The 25,527-nt window shown below is 61.4% G+C and carries 22 protein-coding genes and 1 other RNA gene; 18 read left to right on the top strand and 5 right to left on the bottom strand.

Annotated elements, in window-relative coordinates:
- The first annotated feature begins 191 nt into the window (after positions 1 to 191).
- The 18 genes from rsmI (at position 192) to lpxC (ending at position 19,755) form a co-directional block, all read left to right on the top strand.
- A complete protein-coding gene (rsmI, locus tag CKW24_RS14905) occupies positions 192 to 1,064 on the top strand; it encodes a 16S rRNA (cytidine(1402)-2'-O)-methyltransferase (protein ID WP_095169036.1) in 873 nt (290 codons plus the stop codon).
- A 75-nt stretch (positions 1,065 to 1,139) separates the two neighbouring features.
- An RNA gene (rnpB, locus tag CKW24_RS14900) (RNase P RNA component class A) lies at positions 1,140 to 1,493 on the top strand.
- A 453-nt stretch (positions 1,494 to 1,946) separates the two neighbouring features.
- Complete coding sequence (gene mraZ / locus CKW24_RS14895; protein WP_019693566.1) at positions 1,947 to 2,402, top strand: division/cell wall cluster transcriptional repressor MraZ; 456 nt, start codon at positions 1,947 to 1,949, stop codon at positions 2,400 to 2,402.
- Positions 2,399 to 3,346 carry a 16S rRNA (cytosine(1402)-N(4))-methyltransferase RsmH gene (gene rsmH, locus CKW24_RS14890; RefSeq protein ID WP_162530210.1) on the top strand — a complete coding sequence of 316 codons (948 nt, stop codon included), beginning with the start codon at positions 2,399 to 2,401 and terminating at the stop codon, positions 3,344 to 3,346. Before mraZ ends, rsmH begins: the two co-directional genes overlap by 4 nt.
- A complete protein-coding gene (gene ftsL, locus CKW24_RS14885) occupies positions 3,343 to 3,636 on the top strand; it encodes a cell division protein FtsL (protein ID WP_095168944.1) in 294 nt (97 codons plus the stop codon). Before rsmH ends, ftsL begins: the two co-directional genes overlap by 4 nt.
- Positions 3,636 to 5,375, top strand: coding sequence for a penicillin-binding protein 2 (locus CKW24_RS14880; protein WP_177440661.1), 1,740 nt, complete (start codon positions 3,636 to 3,638; stop codon positions 5,373 to 5,375). Before ftsL ends, CKW24_RS14880 begins: the two co-directional genes overlap by 1 nt.
- Entirely contained in the window at positions 5,375 to 6,838 is a 1,464-nt protein-coding gene (locus CKW24_RS14875; RefSeq protein ID WP_095168942.1) for a UDP-N-acetylmuramoyl-L-alanyl-D-glutamate--2,6-diaminopimelate ligase, read from the top strand. The genes CKW24_RS14880 and CKW24_RS14875 overlap by 1 nt, the downstream gene beginning before the upstream one ends.
- On the top strand, positions 6,831 to 8,198 hold the full coding sequence (murF, locus tag CKW24_RS14870) for a UDP-N-acetylmuramoyl-tripeptide--D-alanyl-D-alanine ligase (protein ID WP_095168941.1): 1,368 nt from the start codon (positions 6,831 to 6,833) through the stop codon (positions 8,196 to 8,198). The genes CKW24_RS14875 and murF overlap by 8 nt, the downstream gene beginning before the upstream one ends.
- Entirely contained in the window at positions 8,198 to 9,280 is a 1,083-nt protein-coding gene (gene mraY / locus CKW24_RS14865; RefSeq protein ID WP_095168940.1) for a phospho-N-acetylmuramoyl-pentapeptide-transferase, read from the top strand. The genes murF and mraY overlap by 1 nt, the downstream gene beginning before the upstream one ends.
- Before the next feature lie 5 nt (positions 9,281 to 9,285).
- Positions 9,286 to 10,632 carry a UDP-N-acetylmuramoyl-L-alanine--D-glutamate ligase gene (gene murD / locus CKW24_RS14860; protein ID WP_095168939.1) on the top strand — a complete coding sequence of 449 codons (1,347 nt, stop codon included), beginning with the start codon at positions 9,286 to 9,288 and terminating at the stop codon, positions 10,630 to 10,632.
- A complete protein-coding gene (ftsW, locus tag CKW24_RS14855; RefSeq protein WP_095168938.1) occupies positions 10,629 to 11,846 on the top strand; it encodes a putative lipid II flippase FtsW in 1,218 nt (405 codons plus the stop codon). The genes murD and ftsW overlap by 4 nt, the downstream gene beginning before the upstream one ends.
- On the top strand, positions 11,836 to 12,906 hold the full coding sequence (murG, locus tag CKW24_RS14850; RefSeq protein WP_095168937.1) for an undecaprenyldiphospho-muramoylpentapeptide beta-N-acetylglucosaminyltransferase: 1,071 nt from the start codon (positions 11,836 to 11,838) through the stop codon (positions 12,904 to 12,906). Before ftsW ends, murG begins: the two co-directional genes overlap by 11 nt.
- Positions 12,899 to 14,359 carry a UDP-N-acetylmuramate--L-alanine ligase gene (gene murC, locus CKW24_RS14845; protein ID WP_095168936.1) on the top strand — a complete coding sequence of 487 codons (1,461 nt, stop codon included), beginning with the start codon at positions 12,899 to 12,901 and terminating at the stop codon, positions 14,357 to 14,359. The genes murG and murC overlap by 8 nt, the downstream gene beginning before the upstream one ends.
- Positions 14,356 to 15,312 (top strand): D-alanine--D-alanine ligase, encoded by a 957-nt coding sequence (locus CKW24_RS14840; protein WP_095168935.1) that lies wholly within the window; start codon positions 14,356 to 14,358, stop codon positions 15,310 to 15,312. The genes murC and CKW24_RS14840 overlap by 4 nt, the downstream gene beginning before the upstream one ends.
- A gap of 4 nt (positions 15,313 to 15,316) precedes the next feature.
- Positions 15,317 to 16,183: a cell division protein FtsQ/DivIB gene (locus CKW24_RS14835; protein WP_095168934.1), complete on the top strand. Its 867-nt coding sequence runs from the start codon at positions 15,317 to 15,319 to the stop codon at positions 16,181 to 16,183.
- Positions 16,184 to 16,197: 14 nt separating this feature from the next.
- Positions 16,198 to 17,460, top strand: a complete 1,263-nt coding sequence (ftsA, locus tag CKW24_RS14830) for a cell division protein FtsA (protein ID WP_095168933.1) — start codon at positions 16,198 to 16,200, stop codon at positions 17,458 to 17,460.
- Between the two features lie 74 nt (positions 17,461 to 17,534).
- Positions 17,535 to 18,731 carry a cell division protein FtsZ gene (gene ftsZ, locus CKW24_RS14825; RefSeq protein ID WP_095168932.1) on the top strand — a complete coding sequence of 399 codons (1,197 nt, stop codon included), beginning with the start codon at positions 17,535 to 17,537 and terminating at the stop codon, positions 18,729 to 18,731.
- Positions 18,732 to 18,843: 112 nt separating this feature from the next.
- Positions 18,844 to 19,755: a UDP-3-O-acyl-N-acetylglucosamine deacetylase gene (gene lpxC, locus CKW24_RS14820; RefSeq protein ID WP_007939852.1), complete on the top strand. Its 912-nt coding sequence runs from the start codon at positions 18,844 to 18,846 to the stop codon at positions 19,753 to 19,755.
- Positions 19,756 to 19,826: 71 nt separating this feature from the next.
- Here lpxC and CKW24_RS14815 read toward each other — a convergent pair whose 3' ends face one another.
- The 5 genes from CKW24_RS14815 to CKW24_RS14795 all read right to left on the bottom strand — a co-directional run bounded on the left by CKW24_RS14815 (position 19,827) and on the right by CKW24_RS14795 (position 25,523).
- On the bottom strand, positions 19,827 to 21,335 hold the full coding sequence (locus CKW24_RS14815) for a sensor domain-containing diguanylate cyclase (RefSeq protein ID WP_095168931.1): 1,509 nt from the start codon (positions 21,333 to 21,335) through the stop codon (positions 19,827 to 19,829).
- A 277-nt stretch (positions 21,336 to 21,612) separates the two neighbouring features.
- Positions 21,613 to 22,932 carry an OprD family porin gene (locus tag CKW24_RS14810; RefSeq protein ID WP_095168930.1) on the bottom strand — a complete coding sequence of 440 codons (1,320 nt, stop codon included), beginning with the start codon at positions 22,930 to 22,932 and terminating at the stop codon, positions 21,613 to 21,615.
- Between the two features lie 193 nt (positions 22,933 to 23,125).
- The gene (locus tag CKW24_RS14805) at positions 23,126 to 23,350 is read right to left on the bottom strand and encodes a hypothetical protein (RefSeq protein ID WP_095168929.1); all 225 of its coding nucleotides are present in this window, start codon (positions 23,348 to 23,350) and stop codon (positions 23,126 to 23,128) included.
- A gap of 141 nt (positions 23,351 to 23,491) precedes the next feature.
- On the bottom strand, positions 23,492 to 24,856 hold the full coding sequence (locus CKW24_RS14800; protein ID WP_095168928.1) for a heavy metal sensor histidine kinase: 1,365 nt from the start codon (positions 24,854 to 24,856) through the stop codon (positions 23,492 to 23,494).
- Positions 24,846 to 25,523, bottom strand: a complete 678-nt coding sequence (locus CKW24_RS14795) for a heavy metal response regulator transcription factor (protein ID WP_095168927.1) — start codon at positions 25,521 to 25,523, stop codon at positions 24,846 to 24,848. Before CKW24_RS14795 ends, CKW24_RS14800 begins: the two co-directional genes overlap by 11 nt.
- Positions 25,524 to 25,527: the final 4 nt, after the last annotated feature.

Here is a 25,527-nt window from a genome sequence, read left to right as displayed (position 1 = left end):
CGATCAAATTAGCGTGGAATTGTACCCAAGCACTGGCCGGGGCGCGATGTTACTGGCGTGAATCGTGCAATTTAGGTCGTGTAAATGTTGCCGTGCTCACGAAAAGGTAGTGCGTCCTGATGACAGTGGTGCGCATCCAGCGGGCTTCTACGCGCTACAATGGCGCTTTTACCGATCATGAGGTGTGCGCTTTGACTGCTCCAGGTGCTTTGAATTCCGCTGCTGGCTCGCTTTATGTGGTGGCGACGCCCATCGGCAACCTGGATGACATCAGTGCCCGCGCGCTGAAGATCTTGCGTGAGGTGGCGTTGATCGCCGCCGAAGACACGCGCCACTCCCTGCGGTTGCTGCAACATTTCGGTATCGCTACGCCCTTGGCTGCTTGTCACGAACACAACGAACGCGACGAAGGCAGTCGCTTCATCACGCGGTTGCTGGCCGGTGACAATGTTGCGCTGATTTCCGATGCCGGCACGCCGCTGATTTCCGATCCGGGTTACCACCTGGTGCGTCAGGCACGCGCTGCCGGTATCAATGTAGTCCCGGTTCCCGGGGCGTGCGCGCTGATCGCCGCATTGTCGGCGGCGGGATTGCCGTCCGACCGGTTTATCTTCGAAGGTTTCCTGCCGGCCAAGGCCGTTGGCCGGCGCGCGCGCCTGGAGTCCATTAAGGAAGAGCCGCGGACCCTGATCTTTTATGAGGCGCCTCACCGGATCCTCGAATGCCTGCAGGACATGGAGTTGGTGTTCGGCCCCGAGCGGCCAGCCTTGTTGGCGCGCGAGCTGACCAAGACCTTCGAGACCCTTAAGGGCCTGCCCCTGGCCGAGCTGCGTGCGTTCGTCGAGGGCGACAGCAATCAGCAGCGTGGCGAGTGCGTGGTGCTGGTGGCGGGCTGGACCGCGCCAGAGACTGAGGAGGCGGTCAGCAGCGAGGCCATGCGCATCCTCAATCTGTTGCTCGAGGAGATGCCGCTCAAGCGTGCCGCGGCGTTGGCGGCGCAAATTACCGGTGAGCGCAAGAATGTGCTCTATCAAGTGGCCCTGGAAAAACAGAAGGGCGAGTAAAAACGGGGCCTGCAGAGCGGCAAAAGGCTTTTATTGCTTGTTCTTCGGGCGCTGTGCCGTTAACCTTCGCGGCGGAGAGTCGATTGGACAGTCGCTGCCCTCTATGAAAATTAGGGGGGGGAGGAAAGTCCGGGCTCCATAGGGCGAAGTGCCAGGTAATGCCTGGGAGGCGTGAGCCTACGGAAAGTGCCACAGAAAATAACCGCCTAAGCGCTTCGGTGCCGGTAAGGGTGAAAAGGTGCGGTAAGAGCGCACCGCACGACTGGCAACAGTTCGTGGCTAGGTAAACCCCACTTGGAGCAAGACCAAATAGGGTCCCAAGGCGTGGCCCGCGCTGGGACCGGGTAGGTTGCTAAAGGTGTCCAGTGATGGCCATCGTAGACGAATGACTGTTCAAGACAGAACCCGGCTTATAGATCGACTCTCCACCTTTTTTCGCTTTTGTGCTTGAATCACCGGCACAGGGGCTTGGTATTATCGGTTCACCGCCCGCAGCATGTTGTGGGCACGTGTTACTTGATATCGATATGCCATCATCTCGTTTGACCCCCTTGTAGAGGCGCGCGTGTAGTAGCAATTACCCACCCTGCTGAATCAATAGCAGAAGCGCTTTCGTAATACCGAAAAAATCTTACTCTTAACAAATTACTTTAACTTCTGAACGTAGCCTCCTGCGCTGCTTCAAGTTATTGAGCTGAATCATCCGCCAAATACTCGTAACCCCTTCTTTTGTACCGCTAAATCTCCGATCTGTAAGGGTTTTCCTTTACTGCGCGCCTTGACGGTGCGGTAGGCGCATTCCTATAGTGTGCGCAAGTGGCGGAAAGTGGCATGAAGTGGGTTTTTTGAGCGTAAAACGCTAGAATTTGGAGAAACGCTGACGTGTTTCGCGGAGCTAACGCTATCAGTCTCGATGCAAAAGGCCGTCTCGCTATGCCGAGCCGGTATCGTGACGAGTTGGTTTCGCGCAGTTCCGGGCAACTGATCGTGACCATTGATGCGGTTGATCCTTGTTTGTGTGTTTACCCCCTCGATGAGTGGGAGCTGATTGAAACCAAACTGCGCGCACTGCCTTCGCTTCGCGAAGAGAACCGTCGCCTGCAACGTTTGCTGATTGGTAATGCCGTCGACCTCGAACTCGACGGCAGTGGTCGTTTTCTGGTTCCGCCGCGTCTGCGTGAATATGCCAAGTTGGATAAGCGCGCGATGTTGGTAGGCCAACTGAACAAGTTCCAATTGTGGGACGAGGATGCCTGGGATGCAGTGTCTGCTGCTGACCTGGCTGCTATTCAACAACCGGGCGCTATGCCTGATGAACTGCGTGATTTGATCCTGTGACTATTGATAGCGGCTTTAACCACATCACCGTACTGCTTGACGAAGCCGTCGAGGCTCTCGCCGTACGCCCTGATGGTTGCTATCTCGATGGCACGTTCGGGCGCGGCGGCCACAGCCGCCTGATACTCAGCCAGCTCGGTCCTGATGGCCGGTTGCTGGGGTTTGACAAAGATCCTCAAGCGATTGCCACCGGGCAAACGCTAGCGGCCGAAGACGGCCGCTTTGTCGTTGTGCAGCGCAGCTTTGCCGAACTGGGTTCGGAAGTTGCCGAGCGCGGCCTGGCCGGCAAAGTCAGCGGTGTGCTGCTCGACCTGGGCGTGTCTTCGCCCCAGCTAGACGACCCTGAGCGTGGCTTCAGCTTCCTCAATGACGGCCCCCTGGACATGCGCATGGACCCGTCCCGCGGGATCAGTGCTGCCGAGTTCGTCAACACCGCGCCCGTCGAAGAAATCGCCCGGGTGTTCAAGGAATATGGCGAAGAACGTTTCTCCGGGCGCATGGCCCGTGCCGTGGCTGAGCGTCGCGACATCAAGCCGTTCGAGCGCACTGGTGACCTGGCAGAAGTGCTGAAAGTCGCCAACCCGGCGTGGGAAAAAGGTAAGAACCCAGCTACCCGTGCCTTCCAGGGCCTGCGAATTCACGTCAACAATGAACTGGGCGATCTCGAAGCCGGCCTCGAAGCAGCACTCGAGGCGCTGGAAATCGGCGGCCGCCTGGTAGTGATCAGCTTCCACTCGCTGGAAGATCGCATCGTCAAGCTGTTCATGCGCAAACTGGTCAAGGGTGAAACCGACAACCTGCCGCGCAACCTGCCGGTACGTTTCGAAGCTTTTGTGCCGAAAATCAAAGTCCATGGCAAAGCGCAGTTCGCCGGCGAAGCCGAACTCAAAGCCAACCCACGTTCCCGTAGCGCTGTCATGCGTGTCGCGGAGAAGCTGCGGTGAGCAAGCTTTTCGCCAAGCCTCTTCCAGGCGGCAGCTTTATCATGCTGCTGCTGTTTATCGGCGTGCTGGTTTCCGCGATCGCGGTGTCCTACAGCGCCCACTGGAATCGGCAATTGCTCAACTCGCTGTACGGCGAGTTGAGTGTGCGCGACAAGGCGCAGGCGGAGTGGGGGCGGTTGATTCTCGAGCAGAGCACCTGGACCGCTCATAGCCGTATTGAAGTGCTGGCCACCGAACAACTGAAGATGCGCATTCCCGGCGCGGCAGAAGTTCGGATGGTGGCGCCATGATGAAACTCGAGGGGGCACTCTTTCCGTGGCGGTTTCGCTTGGTCGTGGGCTTGCTCGGGATCATGGTGGCGGCGATTGCCTGGCGCATCATTGACCTGCAAGTGGTCGACCGTGCCTTCCTCAAGGGCCAGGGTGACGCGCGCAGCATGCGCCACATCCCGATTCCCGCGCACCGTGGCCTGATCACCGATCGTAACGGCGAACCTTTGGCGGTCAGTACTCCGGTCACCACCCTGTGGGCCAACGCCAAGGAAATGCAGAGCGCCAAGGACCGCTGGCCGGCCCTGGCTGCTGCATTGGGCCAGGACCCGCGTGCGCTGACCGAGCGCCTGGAAGCCCAGGCCAATAAAGAATTCATCTACCTGGTGCGCGGCCTGACGCCGGAGCAAGGCCAGGTGGTGCTCGACCTGAAAGTGCCTGGCGTCTATGGCATCGAAGAGTTCCGGCGCTTCTACCCGGCCGGGGAAGTCACCGCCCACATGGTCGGCTTTACCGATATCGACGACCATGGCCGCGAAGGCGTGGAGCTGGCCTATGACGAATGGCTGGCCGGGGTCCCCGGTAAACGCCAGGTCATCAAGGACCGGCGCGGCAGACTGATCAAAGATGTTCAGGTCACCAAAAACGCCAAGGCCGGCAAGCCCTTGGCGTTGTCGATTGACCTGCGCCTGCAATACCTGGCCAACCGCGAACTGCGCAACGCGATCATCGAGAACGGTGCCAAGGCTGGCAGCCTGGTGATCATGGACGTCAAGTCCGGCGAGATCCTGGCCATGGTCAACCAGCCGACCTACAACCCGAACAACCGTCGCAACCTGCAGCCGGCGATGATGCGTAACCGCGCGATGATCGACGTGTTCGAGCCGGGCTCGACCATGAAGGCCATCTCCATGAGTGCCGCGCTGGAAACCGGGCGCTGGAAGCCGAGTGATCGGGTCGAGGTCTATCCGGGCACCCTGCAACTGGGCAAGTACACCATTCGTGACGTGTCCAGGAGCGAAGGCCCGGTGCTTGACCTGACCGGGATCCTGATCAACTCCAGTAACGTGGGCATGAGCAAGATCGCCTTCGATATTGGCGGCGAGACTATTTTCCGCCTGGCTCAGAAAATCGGCCTGGGCCAGGACACTGGCCTGGGCTTCCCGGGCGAGCGCGTCGGCAACCTGCCCAACTACCGCGAATGGCGCAAGGCCGAGACGGCCACGCTGTCGTACGGCTACGGTCTGTCGGTAACCGCGATCCAGTTGGTCCACGCGTTCTCGGCATTGGCCAACAACGGCCGTATCGCGCCCCTGACCCTGGTCAAGACCGACAAGCTGCCGCAAACCACCCAGGTGATCCCGGAAGACGTCGCCAAGACCATGCAGGGCATGCTGCAGCAAGTGATCGAGGCGCCGCGCGGGGTATTCCGTGCGCAGGTTCCGGCCTATCACGTGGCCGGCAAGTCCGGTACTGCACGTAAGACTTCCGCTGGTCTCAAGGGCTACGCCGTCAATTCCTACCGCTCGCTGTTTGCCGGTTTCGGCCCGATGAGCGACCCGCGTTTTGCCATCGTCGTGGTGATCGATGAACCGAGCAAGGCCGGCTACTTCGGTGGCCTGGTTTCGGCACCGGTGTTCAGCAAAGTGATGTCGGGCACCCTGCGCCTGATGAACATCTCGCCGGACAACCTGCCGCCGACCCAGCAAGCCAATGCCACCCCGGCGATCCCACTCAAAGCCAACGGAGGGCGCGGCTGATGTCTCTGAGCCTGAACAAGATTTTCGCCCATGCCGGCCGCGACCTGTTGATTCGCGAACTGGCCCTGGACAGCCGCAATGTGCGCGCCGGGGACCTGTTCCTCGCAGTGCCTGGTGGCAAGTTCGATGGCCGTGCGCATATCGCCGATGCCCTGCAACGCGGTGCGGCAGCCGTGGCCTATGAAGTCGAAGGGGCGACCGTCCTGCCGATTACCGATGTGCCGCTGATCCCGGTCAAAGGCCTGGCCGCGCAACTGTCGGACATCGCTGGACGCTTCTATGGTGACCCGAGCCGGCATCTGAACCTGGTCGGTGTCACCGGCACCAACGGCAAAACCAGTGTGACCCAGTTGGTTGCCCAGGCCCTCGATTTGCTCGGCCAGCACTGCGGCATCGTCGGCACTCTGGGCAGTGGTTTCTACGGCGCGCTGCAAAGTGGCCTGCACACCACGCCCAACCCGATCGACATGCAAGCCACCCTGGCCGACCTGAAAAAGGCCGGTGCCAAGGCGGTGGCCATGGAAGTTTCTTCCCACGGCCTGGATCAGGGACGCGTCAGCGCGCTGGCCTTCGACGTGGCAGTGATGACCAACCTGTCCCGCGATCACCTGGACTATCACGGCACCATGCAGGCCTATGGTGAAGCCAAGGCCAAGTTGTTCGCCTGGAATGACCTGAAGTGCCGGGTGGTCAACCTCGACGACGAATTCGGTCGCCAACTGGCCGCCGACAAGGGCGAATCGCGGCTGATCACCTACAGCCTGGAAGACGCCAGCGCCTACCTGTATTGCCGCGAAGCGCAGTTCGACGACGAGGGTGTGCGTGCCACGCTGGTAACGCCTCAGGGCGAACACCATTTGCGCAGCGCCTTGCTCGGTCGTTTTAACCTGAGCAACGTGCTGGCCGCGGTCGGTGCCTTGCTCGGCCTGGACTATGCGCTGGACGAAATCCTCCGTGTGCTGCCCAAGCTCGAAGGCCCGGCCGGTCGCATGCAGCGCCTGGGTGGCGGCACCCAGCCATTGGTGGTAGTCGACTACGCCCATACCCCCGATGCCCTGGAAAAAGTCCTGCTGGCCCTGCGTCCCCACGCCAAGGGTCAGTTGTTGTGCCTGTTCGGCTGCGGCGGCGATCGCGATCGTGGCAAGCGTCCGCTGATGGCCGAAGTGGTCGAGCGCCTGGCCGATGGCGTTCTGGTGACCGATGACAACCCGCGCAGCGAAGACCCACTGCAGATTTTCGACGACATCCGCGCCGGTTTCAGCGCGGTGGATAACGTACGTTTTGTCGCCGGTCGTGGTCAGGCGATTGCCGAAATTGTTGCTGGCGCCAGCGCCGATGACGTGATCGTCCTGGCTGGCAAAGGTCATGAGGACTATCAGGAAATCAATGGCCAGCGCCATGCCTTCTCTGACCTGGTGGAGGCCGATCGCGCCTTGACCGCCTGGGAGGTGAACCATGCTTAAGGCCCTGCAATTGAGCGAAGTGGCGGGTCCACTGGGTGGCCACCTGGTCAGCACCGACAGCCGCTTCGAGGGCGTGAGCATCGACAGCCGGGCCATCGTGCCGGGCCAACTGTTCGTGGCCCTGGCCGGTCCGCGTTTCGACGGGCACGACTACCTCAACGAAGTGGCCGGCAAAGGTGCGGTCGCAGCCTTGGTCGAGCGTGCAGTGGCCAACGCCACCTTGCCGCAACTGCTGGTCAAGGACACTCGGCAGGCCCTGGGTCAACTGGGCGCCCTGAACCGTGCGGCCTTTACCAAGCCGGTCGCGGCAATCACCGGTTCCAGCGGCAAGACCACGGTCAAGGAAATGCTCGCGAGCATCCTGCGCACCCGCGGTCCGGTGCTGGCGACCCGTGGCAACCTGAACAACGACCTCGGCGTGCCCCTGACCCTGCTGGAACTGGCGGCCGAACACAGTGCTGCGGTGATCGAGCTGGGCGCCTCGCGCATCGGCGAGATCGCCTACACCGTGGCCATGACCAAGCCCCACGTAGCCGTGCTCAACAATGCCGGGACCGCCCACGTCGGTGAGTTCGGCGGGCCGGAAAAAATCGTCGAGGCCAAGGGCGAGATTCTCGAAGGGCTGGACGCCGATGGCGTCGCCGTACTGAACCTCGACGACAAGGCATTCGCCATCTGGAAGGCCCGCGCAGCCGGGCGCCAGGTGCTGACCTTCGCCCTGCACGACAGCCAGGCCGACTTCCATGCCAGCGACCTGGATCGCGACGCACGGGGCTGTCCGTCCTTCAAGCTGCACAGTCCACTGGGTGTCGAGCACGTCCAGTTGAACCTGCTGGGCACCCACAACGTGGCCAACGCCCTGGCGGCCGCCGCCGCTGCCCACGCCCTCGGGGTGTCGCTGTTCGGCATCGTCACCGGCCTGAACGCCGTGCAACCGGTCAAGGGACGCGCGGTGGCGCAACTGGCGAGCAATGGCATGCGGGTCATTGATGATTCTTACAACGCAAACCCCACCTCGATGTGCGCTGCGGTTGATATACTTGCCGGCTTTTCCGGCCGCACCGTCCTGGTGCTCGGAGATATCGGCGAGTTGGGCGAGTGGGCGGAGCAGGGGCACCGCGAAGTTGGCGCGTATGCCAGCGGCAAGGTTTCTGCACTTTACGCCGTAGGGCCGTTGATGGCGCATGCCGTCGCCGCCTTCGGTGAGCAGGCCCGTCACTTTGCCACTCAGGCCGACCTGATTGCGGCGCTGGGCGCCGAACACGATTCAAACACCACTATTTTGATCAAGGGCTCGCGCAGCGCGGCGATGGAAAACATCGTTGCGGCTCTGTGCGGTTCGAGCGGGGAGAAACATTAATGCTGCTGCTGCTAGCGGAGTATCTGCAACAGTTCTACAAAGGCTTCGCGGTCTTCCAGTACCTGACCCTGCGCGGGATTCTGGGTGTACTGACCGCGCTGTCGCTGTCGCTGTGCTTCGGGCCGTGGATGATCCGCACCCTGCAGAATCGTCAGATTGGCCAATCGGTACGTAACGACGGGCCGCAATCGCACCTGTCCAAGTCCGGCACCCCGACCATGGGTGGCGCGCTGATCCTGTCCGCCATTGGCGTCAGCACCCTGCTGTGGGCCGACCTGACAAACCGATATGTCTGGGTCGTGCTGCTGGTGACCCTGCTGTTCGGCGCCATCGGCTGGGTCGACGACTACCGCAAAGTCATCGAGAAGAACTCCCGTGGCTTGCCGAGCCGCTGGAAGTACTTCTGGCAGTCGGTGTTTGGCCTGGGCGCGGCGATCTTCCTTTATATGACCGCCGCCAGTCCGGTGGAAACCACCCTGATCCTGCCGATGCTCAAGGACTACAGCATTCCGCTGGGTGCCGGCTTCATCGTCCTGACCTACTTCGTGATCGTCGGCTCCAGCAACGCCGTCAACCTGACCGATGGCCTCGATGGCCTGGCGATCATGCCGACCGTGATGGTCGGCGGCGCCCTGGGGATCTTCTGCTACCTGTCGGGTAACGTGAAATTCGCCGAATACCTGTTGATCCCTTATGTCCCGGGCGCGGGTGAACTGATTGTGTTCTGCGGCGCGCTGATTGGTGCCGGCCTGGGCTTCCTGTGGTTCAACACCTACCCGGCGCAAGTGTTCATGGGCGACGTCGGCGCATTGGCGTTGGGCGCGGCCCTGGGCACCATCGCAGTGATCGTGCGCCAGGAAATCGTGCTGTTCATCATGGGCGGCGTGTTCGTGATGGAAACCCTGTCGGTGGTGATCCAGGTCGCGTCCTTCAAGCTGACCGGTCGCCGGGTGTTTCGCATGGCGCCGATCCACCACCACTTTGAACTCAAGGGCTGGCCCGAGCCACGCGTGATCGTCCGATTCTGGATCATCACCGTGATTCTCGTGCTGTTCGGCCTTGCCACCCTGAAGCTGAGGTAGAACGAGTGTCTCTGATCGCTTCTGACCACTTCCGCATCGTTGTCGGCCTCGGCAAGAGCGGCATGTCCCTGGTTCGCTTCCTGGCGAACCGGGGCGTGGCGTTCGCTGTGGCTGACACGCGGGACAATCCACCGGAGCTGGTCACGCTGCGCCGTGACTACCCGCACGTGGAAGTGCGTTGTGGCGAGCTGGATGTCGAGTTCCTGTGCCGTGCCGACGAGCTCTACGTGAGCCCCGGCCTGGCGCTGGCTACACCAGCCCTGCAGGCGGCGGCTGCCCGTGGCGTGAAACTGTCCGGTGACATCGAGCTGTTCGCGCGTAACGCGAAAGCGCCGATCGTGGCCATCAGCGGCTCCAACGCGAAAAGCACGGTGACCACCCTGGTCGGCGACATGGCGGCTGCGGCCGGCAAGCGTGTGGCCGTGGGCGGCAACCTCGGAACGCCGGCGCTCGACCTGCTGAGCGACGATGTCGAGCTGTACGTGATGGAGTTGTCCAGCTTCCAGCTCGAAACCACCGATCACCTGGGCGCTGAAGTGGCCACCGTGCTCAACGTCAGCGAAGACCACATGGACCGCTACAGCGGCCTGCCTGCCTACCACCTGGCCAAGCACCGGATCTTCCGCGGCGCGCGGCAAGTGGTGGTCAATCGCCAGGACGCCCTGAGCCGGCCGTTGATGGGCGAGGGCCTGCCGTGCTGGACCTTCGGCCTCGGCAAACCTGACTTCAAGGCCTTTGGCCTGCGTGAAGAGAACGGCGAGAAATACCTGGCCTTCGAATTCACCAACCTGATGCCGGTGCGCGAGCTGAAAATCCGTGGCGCCCACAACCAGTCCAACGCCCTCGCGGCCTTGGCGCTGGGGCACGCCGTCGGCCTGCCGTTCGACGCCATGCTCGCCACCCTGCGTACCTTCGCCGGCCTCGAGCACCGCTGCCAGTGGGTGCGTGACCTGGACGGCGTGAGCTACTACAACGACTCCAAGGCCACCAACGTCGGTGCCGCCCTGGCGGCGATCGAAGGCCTGGGCGCCGACATCGACGGCAAACTCGTGCTGATTGCCGGCGGCGATGGCAAGGGCGCCGAATTCAAGGACCTGCGTGATCCGGTCGCGGCAAACTGCCGTGCGGTGGTGTTGATGGGCCGTGACAGCGAGCTGATCGGCCAGGCCATCGGCGACGGTGTACCGCAGATTCGCGTCGACTCGCTGCTCGAAGCGGTCGCGCAATGCCGCGCCGTGGCCCAGCCCGGTGATGCCGTGCTGCTGTCGCCGGCCTGCGCCAGTTTCGACATGTTCAAGAACTACGAAGAGCGTGGGCACCTGTTCGCCCAGGCCGTGGAGGACTTGGCATGAACTTGAGAAACATCATCAAGCCTTACCCGTCGCCGATCATCACCGGGCGCGGTATCGACCTCGACTTCCCGATGCTCGCCGGGTGCCTGGCGCTGATCGGCCTGGGGCTGGTGATGATTGCATCGGCCTCCACTGAAGTGGCAGCCGTGCAGTCGGGCAGCGCCCTGTATTACATGATTCGTCACCTGATCTACGTCCTGCTTGGCCTTGGGGCCTGCATCGTCACCATGATGATTCCGATCGCCACCTGGCAACGCCTGGGCTGGCTGATGCTGATTGGTGCGTTCGGCCTGCTGGTGATGGTGATCATCCCGGGGATCGGCCGCGAAGTGAACGGCTCGATGCGCTGGATCGGCTTCAGTTTCTTCAACGTCCAGCCTTCGGAAATCGCCAAGGTGTTCGTGGTGATCTACCTCGCCGGTTATCTGGTGCGCCGGCAAAAAGAAGTGCGTGAAAGCTGGATGGGCTTCTTCAAGCCGTTCATCGTGCTGCTGCCGATGGCGGGCCTGTTGCTGATGGAACCGGACTTCGGGGCCACCGTGGTGATGATGGGCGCGGCGGCAGCGATGCTGTTCCTCGGCGGGGTCGGGCTGTTCCGCTTCTCCCTGATGGTGGTCCTGGCCGTGGCGGCCGTGGTGCTGTTGATTCAGGTGCAGCCGTATCGAATGGCGCGCCTGACCAACTTTGCCGATCCATGGGCCGATCAGTTCGGCGCCGGTTACCAACTGTCCCAGGCCCTGATCGCGTTTGGTCGCGGTGAGTGGCTGGGAGTTGGCCTGGGCAACAGCGTGCAGAAGCAGTTCTACCTGCCGGAAGCCCACACCGACTTCGTGTTCTCGGTCCTGGCTGAAGAGCTGGGCGCCATTGGCTCGCTGTGCACCGTCGCACTGTTCACCTTTGTCTGCATCCGCGGCATGTACATCGGTTATTGGGCCGAGAAGTCCAAGCAGTTCTTCGCCGCCTACATCGCCTACGGCTTGTCGTTCCTGTGGATTGGTCAGTTCCTGATCAACATCGGGGTGAACGTCGGCCTGCTGCCAACCAAGGGCCTGACCTTGCCGTTCCTCAGCTATGGCGGCAGCTCGCTGGTGATCTGCTGTGCGTGCCTGGGGCTGTTGCTGCGTATCGAGTGGGAGAGTCGGACCCACCTGGGCAGCGAAGAGATGGAGTTCAAGGAGAGTGATTTTGCCGAGGAGCCAACCCATGGGCGCTAATGTGCTGATCATGGCGGGCGGCACCGGTGGCCACGTGTTCCCGGCACTGGCCTGTGCCCGCGAGTTCCAGGCGCGCGGCTACACCGTGCACTGGCTCGGCACGCCCCGTGGCATCGAAAACGAGCTGGTACCCAATGCGGGCCTGCCGTTGCACCTGATCAACGTCAGTGGCCTGCGCGGCAAGAGCAAGTTGTCCCTGCTCAAGGCACCTTTTGTGCTGCTCAAGGCGGTGTTCCAGGCGCGGGCAATCATTCGTCAGCTGAAGCCGGTGTGTGTCCTTGGTTTTGGCGGGTATGTCACCGGCCCTGGTGGCGTAGCAGCCAGGTTGGCCGGCGTGCCGGTGATCGTTCACGAACAGAATGCCGTGGCCGGTACCGCCAATCGGTTGCTGGTGCCCTTGGCCGCGCGAGTCTGCGAAGCTTTCCCGGACACCTTTGCTGCCCGTGGCAGCCGGCGGACCACCGGTAACCCGGTGCGCGCCGAGTTGTTCCTCGATACGCCGCGCCCGGCCCTGGCCGGACGCCAGGCGCGTTTGCTGGTCCTGGGCGGAAGCCTGGGGGCAGAACCCTTGAACAAATTGCTGCCTGAAGCCCTGTCGCAGGTTCCCGTCGAACTGCGCCCGGAAGTGTTCCACCAGGCTGGCAAAAACCACGATGAAGTGACTGCCGAGCGCTACCGCGCTGCCGGTGTCGAGGCGCAAGTGCAGCCGTTCATCAAAGACATGGCCCAAGCCTACGGCTGGGCCGACCTGGTGGTCTGTCGCGCAGGTGCGCTGACTGTCAGTGAGCTGGCTGCTGCCGGTCTGCCCTCGATGCTGGTGCCTCTGCCCCACGCGATCGACGATCACCAGACCCGCAATGCCGATTATTTGGCTCGTGAAGGCGCTGCCTTCCTGATGCCGCAAAGAACGACCGGCGCCGCAGAACTGGCTGCGCGCCTGACCGAGGTCCTGATGCAACCACAACGACTCAACGACATGGCTGGCGCAGCTCGTCGCCTGGCCAAACCGGATGCCACCCGTAACGTGGTCGATATCTGCCTGGAGGTGGTTCATGGTTGAGAATCAGAAAGCCATGCCGCAGCCGGAAATGCGCCGTATCCGTCGTATCCACTTCGTCGGCATCGGCGGTGTGGGCATGTGCGGGATCGCCGAAGTGTTGCTGAACCTGGGCTATGAAGTGTCCGGTTCCGACCTCAAGGCTTCCCCCGTGACGGAGCGCCTGGAATCCTTTGGTGCACAGATTTTCCTCGGCCACCGCGCCGAGAACGCCGCGAATGCCGATGTACTGGTGGTCTCCAGTGCCGTGAACACCTCCAACCCGGAAGTGGCGACCGCGCTCGAGCGCCGTATCCCGGTGGTGCCGCGTGCCGAGATGCTGGCCGAGCTGATGCGCTACCGCCACGGCATCGCCGTCGCCGGTACCCATGGCAAAACCACCACCACCAGCCTGATCGCCTCGGTGTTCGCCGCCGGTGGCCTGGACCCGACCTTCGTCATCGGTGGCCGCCTGAATGCAGCAGGTACCAATGCCCAGCTCGGCACCAGCCGCTACCTGATCGCCGAAGCCGATGAAAGCGACGCCAGTTTCCTGCACCTGCAGCCGCTGGTGGCCGTGGTCACCAACATCGACGCCGACCACATGGCGACCTACGACGGCGACTTCAACAAGTTGAAGAAAACCTTCGTCGAGTTCCTGCACAACCTGCCGTTCTACGGTCTGGCGGTGGTGTGCCTGGACGATCCGGTGGTTCGCGAGATCCTGCCGCAGGTCAAGCGCCCAACCGTCACCTACGGTTTCAGCGAAGACGCCGACGTGCGCGCAATCAATGTTCGCCAGCAGGGCATGCAGACCTTCTTCACCGTGCTGCGCCCTGATCGCGAGCCGCTGGATGTGTCGGTGAACATGCCGGGCAACCACAATGTGCTCAACTCCCTGGCGACCATCTGTATCGCCACTGACGAAGGCGTCAGCGATGAAGCCATCGTCCAGGGCCTGTCGGGCTTCCAGGGTGTCGGCCGCCGCTTCCAGGTCTACGGCGAGCTGCCGGTCGAAGGCGGCAGCGTGATGCTGGTGGACGACTACGGCCACCATCCGACCGAAGTGGCCGCGGTAATCCAGGCCGTGCGTGGTGGCTGGCCGGAGCGTCGCCTGGTGATGGTCTACCAGCCGCACCGCTACAGCCGCACTCGTGACCTGTATGACGACTTCGTCAATGTATTGGCCGACGCCAACGTGCTGCTGCTGATGGAAGTCTATCCGGCCGGCGAAGAGCCGATCCCGGGCGCCGACAGCCGCAAGCTGTGCAACAGCATTCGCCAGCGCGGCCAGCTTGACCCGATCTACATCGAGCGTGGCGTCGACCTTGCGCCGCTGGTCAAGCCGTTGCTGCGTGCCGGTGACATCCTTCTGTGCCAGGGCGCCGGTGATATCGGTGGCCTTGCACCCAAATTGTTGAAAAGTTCGTTGTTCGCAGGTGCCGTTGCCGCGCCTAGCGAGGGGAAGTTGAAATGACTGCAGCCTACGCCAACCTGTTCTCGACTATCGCCCCGCAAGACTTCGGGCGTGTCGCCGTGCTGTTCGGTGGCAAGAGCGCCGAACGCGAAGTCTCGCTGAAATCCGGCAATGCGGTGCTCAGTGCCCTGCAGAGCGCCGGTGTGGATGCGTTCGGGATCGACGTCGGTGACGACTTCCTGCAGCGCCTGCTCGATGAAAAGATCGACCGTGCGTTCATCATTCTCCACGGTCGCGGCGGTGAAGACGGCAGCATGCAAGGCCTGCTCGAGTGCCTGGGCATTCCGTACACCGGCAGCGGCATCCTCGCTTCAGCCCTGGCCATGGACAAACTGCGCACCAAGCAGGTCTGGCACACCCTGGGTATTCCGACCCCGCGTCACGCCGTGCTGAGCAGCGAAGCTGATTGTATTTCGGCAGCGACGGAACTGGGCTTCCCTTTGATCGTCAAACCGGCGCATGAAGGTTCAAGTATCGGTATGGCCAAAGTGACATCAGCGTCTGAATTGACCGACGCCTGGAAAGCGGCCAGTACCTACGATTCGCAAGTGTTGGTCGAGCAATGGATTCAAGGTCCGGAGTTCACCATCGCCACGCTGCGCGACCAGGTGTTGCCGCCGATCGCCCTGGGTACGCCGCACACTTTCTACGACTACGACGCCAAGTACCTGGCTTCCGATACCCAGTACCGGATCCCGTGTGGCCTCGACAGTGCCAAGGAACAAGAACTCATGGACCTTACGGCGAAAGCCTGTGAGGCGCTGGGTATCGCCGGTTGGGGACGGGCTGACGTGATGCAGGACGCCGAAGGGCAGTTCTGGTTCCTCGAAGTCAACACCGCACCGGGTATGACCGATCACAGCCTGGTGCCGATGGCGGCCCGGGCAGCCGGCCTGGATTTCCAACAGTTGGTGTTGGCGATCCTGGCTGCAAGCATTGAGCCGCGAGGGTAAGTCCATGCAAGGCGCCCAGCTACGTCATCAGCCACCCGCTCCCGGCCGTAAGCCGGTACCGCGGGGTGCCAGCCGAATGGTGGCCAAAGAGCCGATGTCGGTGCGCCTGCCGAAAGCCAATTTTGGTTTTCTCAAAGCGGTGTTCTGGCCGGTGCTGCTGGTGGCGTTGGGGTTCGGTACCTATGAGGGTGCCCAGCGCCTGATGCCGTACGCGGACCGCCCGATCACCAAGATCAACGTGCAGGGCGACTTGAGCTACATCAGCCAGCAAGCGGTACAGCAGCGGATCGCCCCCTACGTGGCGGCGAGCTTCTTCACCATCGACCTGGCGAGCATGCGCACCGAACTGGAACAGATGCCCTGGATTGCCCACGCCGAAGTGCGTCGCGTCTGGCCTGACCAGGTGGTGATTCGCCTGGAAGAACAACTGCCCGTGGCCCGTTGGGGTGACGAGGCCTTGCTGAACAACCAGGGCCAGGCGTTTACCCCGCGTGAACTGGCCAATTACGAACATTTGCCACAGTTGTTCGGCCCGCAGCGGGCCCAGCAGCAAGTGATGCAGCAGTATCAGGTGTTGAGCCAGATGCTTCGGCCACTGGGTTTCTCCATCGCCCGGCTGGAGTTGCGTGAACGCGGCAGCTGGTTCCTGACCACAGGTGCCGGCAGTGCGGGGCCGGGGATCGAGTTGTTGTTGGGCCGCGGCAACCTGGTGGAAAAGATGCGCCGCTTCTTTGCCATCTACGACAAGACGCTTAAAGAACAGATTACGAACATTGCGCGCATCGACCTGCGTTATGCCAACGGCCTTGCCGTCGGCTGGCGGGAACCTGTAGCGCCCACGACGGCCCAACCCGCCGTCGCGAAGAATTGAGAAGAGGCAGGACCATGGCAAACGTGCAAAGCGGCAAAATGATCGTCGGTCTGGATATCGGTACCTCCAAGGTGGTGGCACTGGTAGGCGAGGTCGCGGCCGATGGCCAACTGGAAATCGTCGGGATCGGTACCCATCCTTCCCGCGGCCTGAAGAAGGGCGTGGTGGTGAACATCGAGTCCACCGTGCAGTCGATCCAGCGCGCCATCGAAGAAGCGCAACTGATGGCCGGTTGCCGGATCCACTCGGCGTTCGTCGGCGTGGCGGGTAATCACATCCGCAGCCTGAACTCCCACGGCATCGTCGCGATCCGTGATCGTGAAGTCAGCTCCGCCGACCTCGAGCGCGTGCTCGATGCTGCCCAGGCAGTGGCGATCCCGGCCGACCAGCGGGTCCTGCACACCTTGCCGCAGGACTACGTGATCGATAACCAGGAAGGCGTGCGCGAGCCTCTGGGCATGTCCGGCGTGCGCCTGGAAGCCAAGGTCCACGTGGTCACCTGCGCGGTCAATGCGGCACAGAACATTGAAAAATGCGTGCGTCGCTGCGGCCTGGAAATCGACGACATCATCCTCGAGCAACTGGCTTCGGCGTACTCGGTACTGACCGATGACGAGAAAGAGCTGGGTGTGTGCCTGGTGGACATCGGTGGCGGTACCACCGACATCGCGATCTTCACCGAAGGCGCGATCCGCCATACCGCGGTGATCCCGATTGCCGGTGACCAGGTGACCAACGACATCGCCATGGCGTTGCGCACCCCGACCCAGTACGCCGAGGAAATCAAGATTCGTTACGCCTGCGCCCTGGCCAAGCTGGCCGGTGCCGGTGAAACCATCAAGGTGCCAAGCGTTGGTGACCGTCCGCCTCGCGAGCTGTCCCGCCAGGCCCTGGCCGAAGTGGTCGAGCCGCGTTACGACGAGCTGTTCACCCTGATCCAGGCCGAACTGCGTCGCAGCGGCTACGAAGACCTGATCCCGGCCGGCATCGTGCTGACTGGTGGCACGTCGAAGATGGAAGGCGCGGTCGAACTGGCCGAAGAGATTTTCCACATGCCAGTCCGCCTGGGCGTACCCCATGGCGTCAAGGGCCTGGACGATGTAGTACGCAACCCGATTTATTCAACCGGTGTTGGTTTGCTGATGTATGGCCTGCAAAAGCAGTCCGACGGCATTTCCTTCTCGGGGATCAGCAGCAGCCGCGATAGCTACAGCAACGAAGAGGCCAAGAGCCCGTTGCTCGACCGCATCAAGAGCTGGGTCCAGGGTAATTTCTAAAGCTTTACCGCAACACCGTTACAAGCAGTAGGCGCAGTAGGCGAAAAAAACTAGAGAATTGAAGGAGAGGGAAAATGTTCGAACTCGTAGACAACATCCCCGCAAGCCCGGTCATTAAAGTCATCGGTGTTGGCGGAGGCGGCGGCAACGCTGTCAACCACATGGTCAAGAGCAACATTGAAGGCGTTGAGTTCATCTGCGCCAACACTGATGCCCAGGCACTGAAAAGCATCAGCGCGCGGACCATCCTGCAACTGGGCACCAGCGTAACCAAAGGCCTGGGCGCCGGCGCGAATCCTGAAGTCGGTCGTCAGGCCGCCATGGAAGACCGTGAGCGCATCGCCGAAGTACTGGCGGGCACCAACATGGTGTTCATTACCACCGGCATGGGTGGTGGTACCGGTACCGGTGCTGCACCTGTAATCGCCGAAGTGGCCAAGGAAATGGGGATCCTCACCGTTGCGGTGGTGACCCGTCCGTTCCCGTTCGAAGGTCGCAAGCGTATGCAACTGGCCGACGAAGGTATTCGTCTGCTGTCCGAAAGCGTCGACTCGTTGATCACCATTCCCAACGAGAAGCTGCTGACCATCCTCGGCAAGGACGCCAGCCTGCTGTCGGCTTTCGCCAAGGCTGACGACGTGTTGGCCGGTGCCGTGCGCGGTATCTCCGACATCATCAAGCGTCCGGGCATGATCAACGTCGACTTCGCCGACGTGCGTACCGTGATGAGCGAAATGGGCATGGCGATGATGGGCACTGGCTGCGCCAGCGGTCCGAACCGTGCACGTGAAGCGACTGAAGCGGCCATCCGCAACCCGTTGCTCGAAGACGTCAACCTGCAAGGTGCGCGTGGCATCCTGGTGAACATCACCGCCGGTCCTGACCTGTCCCTGGGTGAGTACTCCGACGTGGGTAGCATCATCGAAGCCTTCGCTTCCGAGCACGCGATGGTCAAGGTCGGTACCGTTATCGATCCAGACATGCGCGACGAACTGCACGTGACCGTTGTTGCTACCGGTCTGGGCGCGAAAATCGAGAAGCCGGTCAAGGTCATCGACAACACCGTCCACACTTCCATGACCAGCGCCCCGGCTCCTTCTGCCGCTGCCGCACGTCCGGAAATGCCGTCGGTGAACTACCGCGACCTGGACCGTCCAACCGTGATGCGCAACCAGGCTCAGGCCGGCGCAGCGGCGGCGGCAAAGCTCAATCCGCAAGACGATCTGGATTACCTGGACATCCCGGCATTCCTGCGTCGTCAGGCCGATTGATGAAATGTATCAGGCGTATTAAGTTGATTGGTGTTCAGCAAAGGTCTGGTCTGCTATTATCGCCAGCCTTTGTTGATACCAGTTCGCACTTTGCGCTGAAGCGGCCCATGCCATGATTAAACAACGCACCCTGAAGAATATTATCCGTGCCACAGGTGTCGGCCTGCACTCCGGGGAGAAGGTCTACCTGACCCTCAAGCCTGCACCTGTCGACACTGGCATTGTGTTTTGTCGTGCCGATCTCGACCCTGTGGTGCAGATTCCTGCTCGCGCAGAAAACGTTGGCGAAACCACCATGTCGACCACTTTGGTCAACGGTGACGTCAAAGTGGACACGGTGGAGCACTTGCTCTCGGCCATGGCTGGCCTGGGCATCGATAACGCCTACGTCGAGCTCTCCGCGTCCGAAGTGCCAATCATGGATGGTAGCGCTGGACCTTTTGTATTCCTGATTCAATCGGCTGGCCTGGAAGAACAGGATGCCGCCAAGAAGTTCATCCGTATCCTGCGTGAAGTGACAGTGGAAGATGGCGACAAGCGCGCCACTTTTGTCCCTTTCGAAGGTTTCAAGGTGAGCTTCGAGATCGATTTCGATCACCCGGTGTTTCGTGACCGCACCCAAAGTGCCAGCGTGGATTTTTCCAGCACTTCGTTCGTAAAAGAAGTCAGCCGCGCCCGGACCTTTGGTTTCATGAGTGATATCGAGTACCTGCGCAAGCACAACCTCGCACTCGGCGGTAGCGTTGAAAATGCCATCGTGGTCGATGCGGACGGTGTATTGAACGAAGACGGCCTTCGCTACGAAGACGAATTCGTCAAGCACAAGATCCTCGACGCCATTGGCGACCTCTACCTGCTGGGCAATAGCCTGATTGGTGAGTTCAAGGGCTTCAAGTCCGGCCACGCACTGAACAACCAGCTTCTGCGCAAATTGATTGAGCAGACAGATGCTTGGGAAGTCGTGACTTTTGAAGACGCCAGCACTGCTCCGATCTCTTACATGCGCCCAGTTGCGGCAGTGTAAGTAAAAACCTCTCTAGTTTTTAAAGGCTGCCTTCGGGTGGCCTTTTTTTATGCCTGGCGCAAATGCCGGACCTACTCCTGCGCACTGACCACGCAGTTGCGTCCCCGATGCTTGGCCTGGTACAGCGCCTTGTCAGCGGTGTACATCAGGTTTTCCAGGCTCTGGTTCGGTTGCCCCGTGGAGGTACTGAGGCCGATGCTGACGGTCATGGGCGATTCGTCGGCGGCAAAGGGCGGTAGTCGTTCGACCGCCGCACGAATGTTTTCGGCGATGCGCAGTGCACCGGCGGTATCGGTTTCGGGCAGCACCGCGGCGAACTCTTCGCCGCCATAGCGTGCAGCGAGATCAGCCGGGCGGCGGATATTTTCGCTGATGACCCTGGCCAGCACGCGCAACGCATCATCCCCGCCTTGATGACCATGCCGGTCATTGAAGGCTTTGAAGTGATCGGCGTCGATCATCAGCACCGACAGCGGTTTCCCCGAGCGATGGGCACGCGACCATTCGCGATTCAATACCGTATCCAGGGTGCGGCGGTTGGCCACTCCGGTGAGCGAATCAATGGCCGCCTGCTGGGCGAGTTCCTGCTCGGCGTGCTGGCGCAAACGCAGTTCGCGACACAGCAGTAGGGCCAGCCACATCAGGCCGATGCACAGCACACCGGTGGCGCCACTGATCACATAGGCGGTGCGTTTCCAGGTGGCGAAGACTTCGTCCATGGACAGCGCCACGATCACCGTCAATGGAAGATTGCCGACGCGCGAGAAGGTGTACAGGCGATTGCGGTGGTCCATGCTTGAGACACTGCTGAAACTGCCTGTGCCTTCGCGCATGATTCGAACCACATTGGGGCGGTTGCCGAAGCTCTTGCCGATGCTGTTGTCACGCAGCATGGGTTTTTGCGCGAGCAGAATACCGTCCTTGTCGAGCACATTGAGGGTGCTGTCGTTGCCGATGTTCAGGCTCTTGAACAACTCGTCGAAATACGCGAGACGCATGGACGCCACGGCCACGCCGAGAAACTCGCCGGAGGGTGAAGAGATGCGCCGGCTGAAACTGATGCGCCACTGCTCGCTGTCGGGGCACTCACAGCGGGGTTTGAAAGGACGGCTGATAAACATCCCGGTGTCATCGTTGAACGCATGAGCCAGGAAGTAATCACGGTCGGCGAAGTTCCCCGGCTTCGGGGTCACCAGGGAGGAGTCGGCGATCACGTTGCCATACTTGTCCAGCAACAGCAGGTCGCCTTTGAAACGTGCGGTGCTGGAGCGATCGAACAGCACCAGGTGACGGATCTGTGCCGACACCTGTTGCAGGTCGTCACGCTGGGCGGCGGCAATCAGGCCTTGCAGTGACAGGTCATAGAGTTCGACGTTGCGCAGCACATCCGCGTCGATCAACTGCACGATATTGGTCGCGCTGCGAGTCGCCGCCTGCATCGCGTTGGCGTGCTCGCGTATCAGCAGGAAAGTGACGATGGCGATGATGGCAATGACGGTCAGCGAGCTGCCCAGAATCAGCATGAATTCGGGGCGGCGGGTGTTACCCGTCAAGTGGAGGTGCGTACGGCTTGCACTCATGGTTCTGATTTCTGCAGAGGGACATCATCAGCGTAGTTCCCGAACGGACCGGGCGGCATTGCAGATATCAGTTCGTTGATCGTTAGCTTGGTTGCATATATAGATCCCAGGCGCAAAAAACGCCAGCCCCGCGATGAAGCATTATGTAGGAGCGAGCTTGCTCGCGATGGACGTGAACGAAAACGCACGAATGCCGTGAACATCCGGCGCTCTGCGGTTCATCGCGAGCAGACGGAGGGCCGCCCGGCTCATTCCCATAGGTATGCGCAGGCGCGCCTTAGAAAACGTTCAGCGGGTAGTCGAGGATCACCCGGTACTCATCGGTGTCGTTGTCCAGTGCGCCATAGCCGTTGCCACCCCGGTTGGTTGCCCATTGCAGGCGCACGGCGAGGTTTTTCGCCGTGCCGTCCTGGACCACGTACTGCAGGTCGAGATCGCGCTCCCAGTGTTTGGCGTGCTGGCCGTCCGCGTTGTACCAGGCGCCATAGCCGGGGCTGTGCGGATCGACTTTGCGCAAGTCGAGGGTGCCGCGCGAATAGGACAGGGCCGAGGTCAGGCCGGGCATGCCCACAGCGGCAAAATCATAGGCGTACTTGAGCTTCCACGAACGCTCGTTGGGGCCGTTGAAGTCCGAGTATTGCTGCGAGTTGTCGAGGTAGACGCTGTCGCCCTGGGCGATGTAGTCAAACGGGGTATTACCGTTCACCCGCTGGTACGCCGCCGTGACGCTGTGATAACCGACACCGAGGGTCAAATGCAGGCTGTAGGTGTTGTTGTCGATCGCCCCCAGCAGCGCCTCGCCACTGTCCTGGGTGTGATAGTAGTGCAGGCCAGGGGTCAGGCTGACGTGCTCGTTCAGCGCGTAGCGGTAGTCGAGGTCGTAGTAGTACTGGTTCCACACGTCCTTGAGCTCGGAGGCATACAGGCTGCTGCTAAGCCCTGGCACCGCGCTCCAGGCCACGCCGGCCCAGTTCAGGTGGCGGCTTTCGTCACCCTCGGCCAAGGTCCCGTAGGCGGTGCCGATGCGCTGGTGCCCGCTCTGGTTGTAGGGCTTGGTGAAACTGGCCTGGCCACCTTCGAGCAGCCAGCCGTCGAAGCTGTGGTTGCTCAAGCTGACGCCGCGAAAGGTCTGCGGCAACATGCGGCTCATGCCGCCGGCGATCACCGGGTTATTGAGGAACAGGTCACCGGCCTTGAGCTCCGTGTCCATGGCGCGCATTTTCAGGGTCGCGCCGCTGGTGGAAAACGACCCCGGGGCTTTGCCGTTGCCATCGCCGGTCGGCAGGATGCTGGAGCCGTCGGTGCCGCCCCCGCCATCGAGTTTCAGCCCGAGCATGGCATTGGCGTCCAGGCCAAAACCCAGTGGCCCCTGGGTGTAACCCGACTCGAATTGTCCGAGAAAACCCTGGCCCCACTCGATGTTGTCATCAGCCTGCTGCAGGCGATTGCGGTTCATGTAGTAGTTGCGGGCACTGAGGTTGAGGCTGGAACCCTCGACAAAACCTTCGTGCGGGGAGTTTTCGGTGGCCTGGGCGGCGGTGGGGATCGTTGCGGCGATTGCAATGAACAGAGGGCACAGTTTGACGGTGATACTCACGTGGGGTACAGCTCCTTGGCGCAATGACCTGTAGGGTCATTGTTTGAAATCCGGTGTTTCTTATTAAGGGGGACGTGCGCGCGCGGGGCAAAAACACAATAAAAAAAAGCCGCTGATAGCAGCGGCTTTTAAGACAACTTCACTTGGGAAAGAGCCGAGTAAAGTGTCGAGGGAAACTCGAAACGCCGATCAATCAGCTGTCTTTCTCAACCTGCGGCTGAGCCTGGACAGTCGCTGCTTGCGGGGCGTGCTCAGGGTTTTGCGCCTTGGCGGTCAGTTCGTTCTGGGCCTTGTCGAAGGCGGCTGCACGCGCGGCATTCTGCGCGATAAAGGCTGGCGACTCTTCGGCCATGGCCAATGGCGAGAGGAACAAGGACGACAAAACGAAAGCGCTGGCAATACCCATACTGTTGGACATCTGAAAAACCTTCTTGCTTGGCAAGTGCTGTTTGGTGCGGGCAAAGATAAGGGGCGCGGGTAAAAGGAAACAGAGCGGATTACAGAAAGGACTGTTGCGGGAACAGCAATAGTTGGTGCCGCGCCCAGCCTGCGGATGCCATTAGATGGGCAGGTAGATACCGAAGGTATTGACCCCTTCGTCACTGCGCACAAACACATCGCCGCCGTGCATCAGCGCAATTGCTTTGACGATGGCCAGCCCCAGGCCGTGGTTGGCGCCACTGTTGCTGCGCGAGGCGTCGACCCGGTAGAAGCGTTCGAACAGGCGCGGCAGGTGTTCGCTGGCAATCGGCTCGCCGGGGTTGGTCACTCCAAGGCGAACCTGATGGTGTTCGGCGTCGATCCGCACCTCGATCACCTGTCCGGGTGCGGTGTGTTGTACCGCGTTGTTCAGCAGGTTGATCAAGGCCCGGCGCAGGTGGGCGATTTCAATCCGCACCTGGGCGTCACCGCTAACCCGGACCTGGACCTGGGCATCCTCGAGGATGAAGTCCAGGTAATCCAGGGTGGTCGCCACTTCATCGGCCAACGAGGTGCTGGTGAGTTTGGTGGCCTTGCTGCCCTGGTCGGCGCTGGCCAGGAACAGCATGTCGTTGATGATCGAGCGTAACCGCTCGAGCTCTTCCAGGTTCGATTGCAGCACTTCGAAGTAGTGTTCCGCCGAGCGTCCGCGCGTCAGGGCTACCTGGGTCTGGCCGATCAGGTTGGTCAGCGGTGAACGCAGTTCGTGAGCGACGTCGGCGTTGAACGATTCCAGGCGGGTATAGGCCTGTTCGACCCGCTCTAGGGTCGAGTTGAACGAGGTGACAAACTGATCGAGTTCCGGCGGCAAGGGCGACAGTTGCAAGCGCGCCGACAGCAGCGGTGGGGCCAGACGTTGCGCTTCCTGGGATAACTTGATCAATGGCTTGAGGCCAATTCGCGCGACCCAGTAACTCAATGCGGAGGCCAGCAGTACACCTATGATCGCCAGGCTGATCAGGGCGATCAGCAGGTGATGCTGGGTTTCATAAAAAGTCTGCGTGTCGATGCCGATCATGAAGCGCAACGGCGGGCGCTGATCCTTGGCCGGGAACTGGCTGACCAGCACTTTCAGTGGGTAGGGCTGCTCTGGTAGCTGCAGGTCGCGCATGCCCAGCGGGCCTGCGGCGAAGGCGCGGATCTGTGGGGTGATAGCGCCGTATTCGTAACGGCTATCGCCGCTGATGATCCAGAAACTGATGCACTTGTCACCTTCGCCCAGCAGATTGAGTTTGTTGTTGATCTTGACCCAATGTTCCGGGGTGCCATGACTGCCCACCGTGGATTCGAGCACTCTGTAGCGCGCATCCAGCTCCGCTTCCGGCAATAGGCCCAGAGCCTTGTCGACCTGCTGGTACAAGGCCCAGCCGATCACCAGGAACACCAGCGCGGCCACCAGGGTGAACATCGCGCTCAGGCGCAGGGCGATCGAGTTACGAGGCACGACGGCTCTCCAGCACATAGCCCATGCCACGGATGGTGTGCAGCAGTTTCTCGTCGAACGGGCCGTCGATTTTCGCCCGCAGGCGCTTGATCGCCACTTCAACGACATTGGCATCGCTGTCGAAATTGATGTCCCAGACCATTTCGGCAATCGAGGTTTTCGAGAGGATTTCACCTTGGCGCCGGGCCAGCACGCTGAGCAACGAGAATTCCTTGGCCGTCAGGTCCAGACGGGTACCGGCGCGGGTGGCCTTGCGGCTGAGCAGATCTATCCACAGGTCGGCCACGCTCACCTGCACCGGTTCATGCCCGCCACTGCGGCGGGTCAAGGCCTGCAGGCGGGCCACCAGTTCGAGGAACGAGAAGGGCTTGCCCAGGTAATCGTCGGCACCCTCGCGCAGGCCGCGGATCCGGTCCTCGACCCGCTCGCGGGCGGTGAGCATGATCACCGGCGTCTGTTTGCGTGCCCGCAAGGCCCGCAGCACGCCGTAGCCATCCAGCCCCGGCAGCATCACGTCGAGGACAATCACCGCGTAGTCGCACTCCAGTGCCAGGTGCAGGCCTTGGATGCCATCGGGGGCGACGTCCACGGTGTAGCCTTGTTCCGTCAGGCCGCGATACAGGTAGTCTGCGGTTTTTTCTTCGTCTTCAACGATCAGGACACGCATGACC

This window comes from Pseudomonas sp. Irchel 3H3, assembly GCF_900187635.1.
GTDB lineage: Bacteria > Pseudomonadota > Gammaproteobacteria > Pseudomonadales > Pseudomonadaceae > Aquipseudomonas.
The sequence above is the reverse complement of the archived record's forward strand: the minus strand, read 5'-3'. Positions and strand labels throughout refer to the sequence as shown.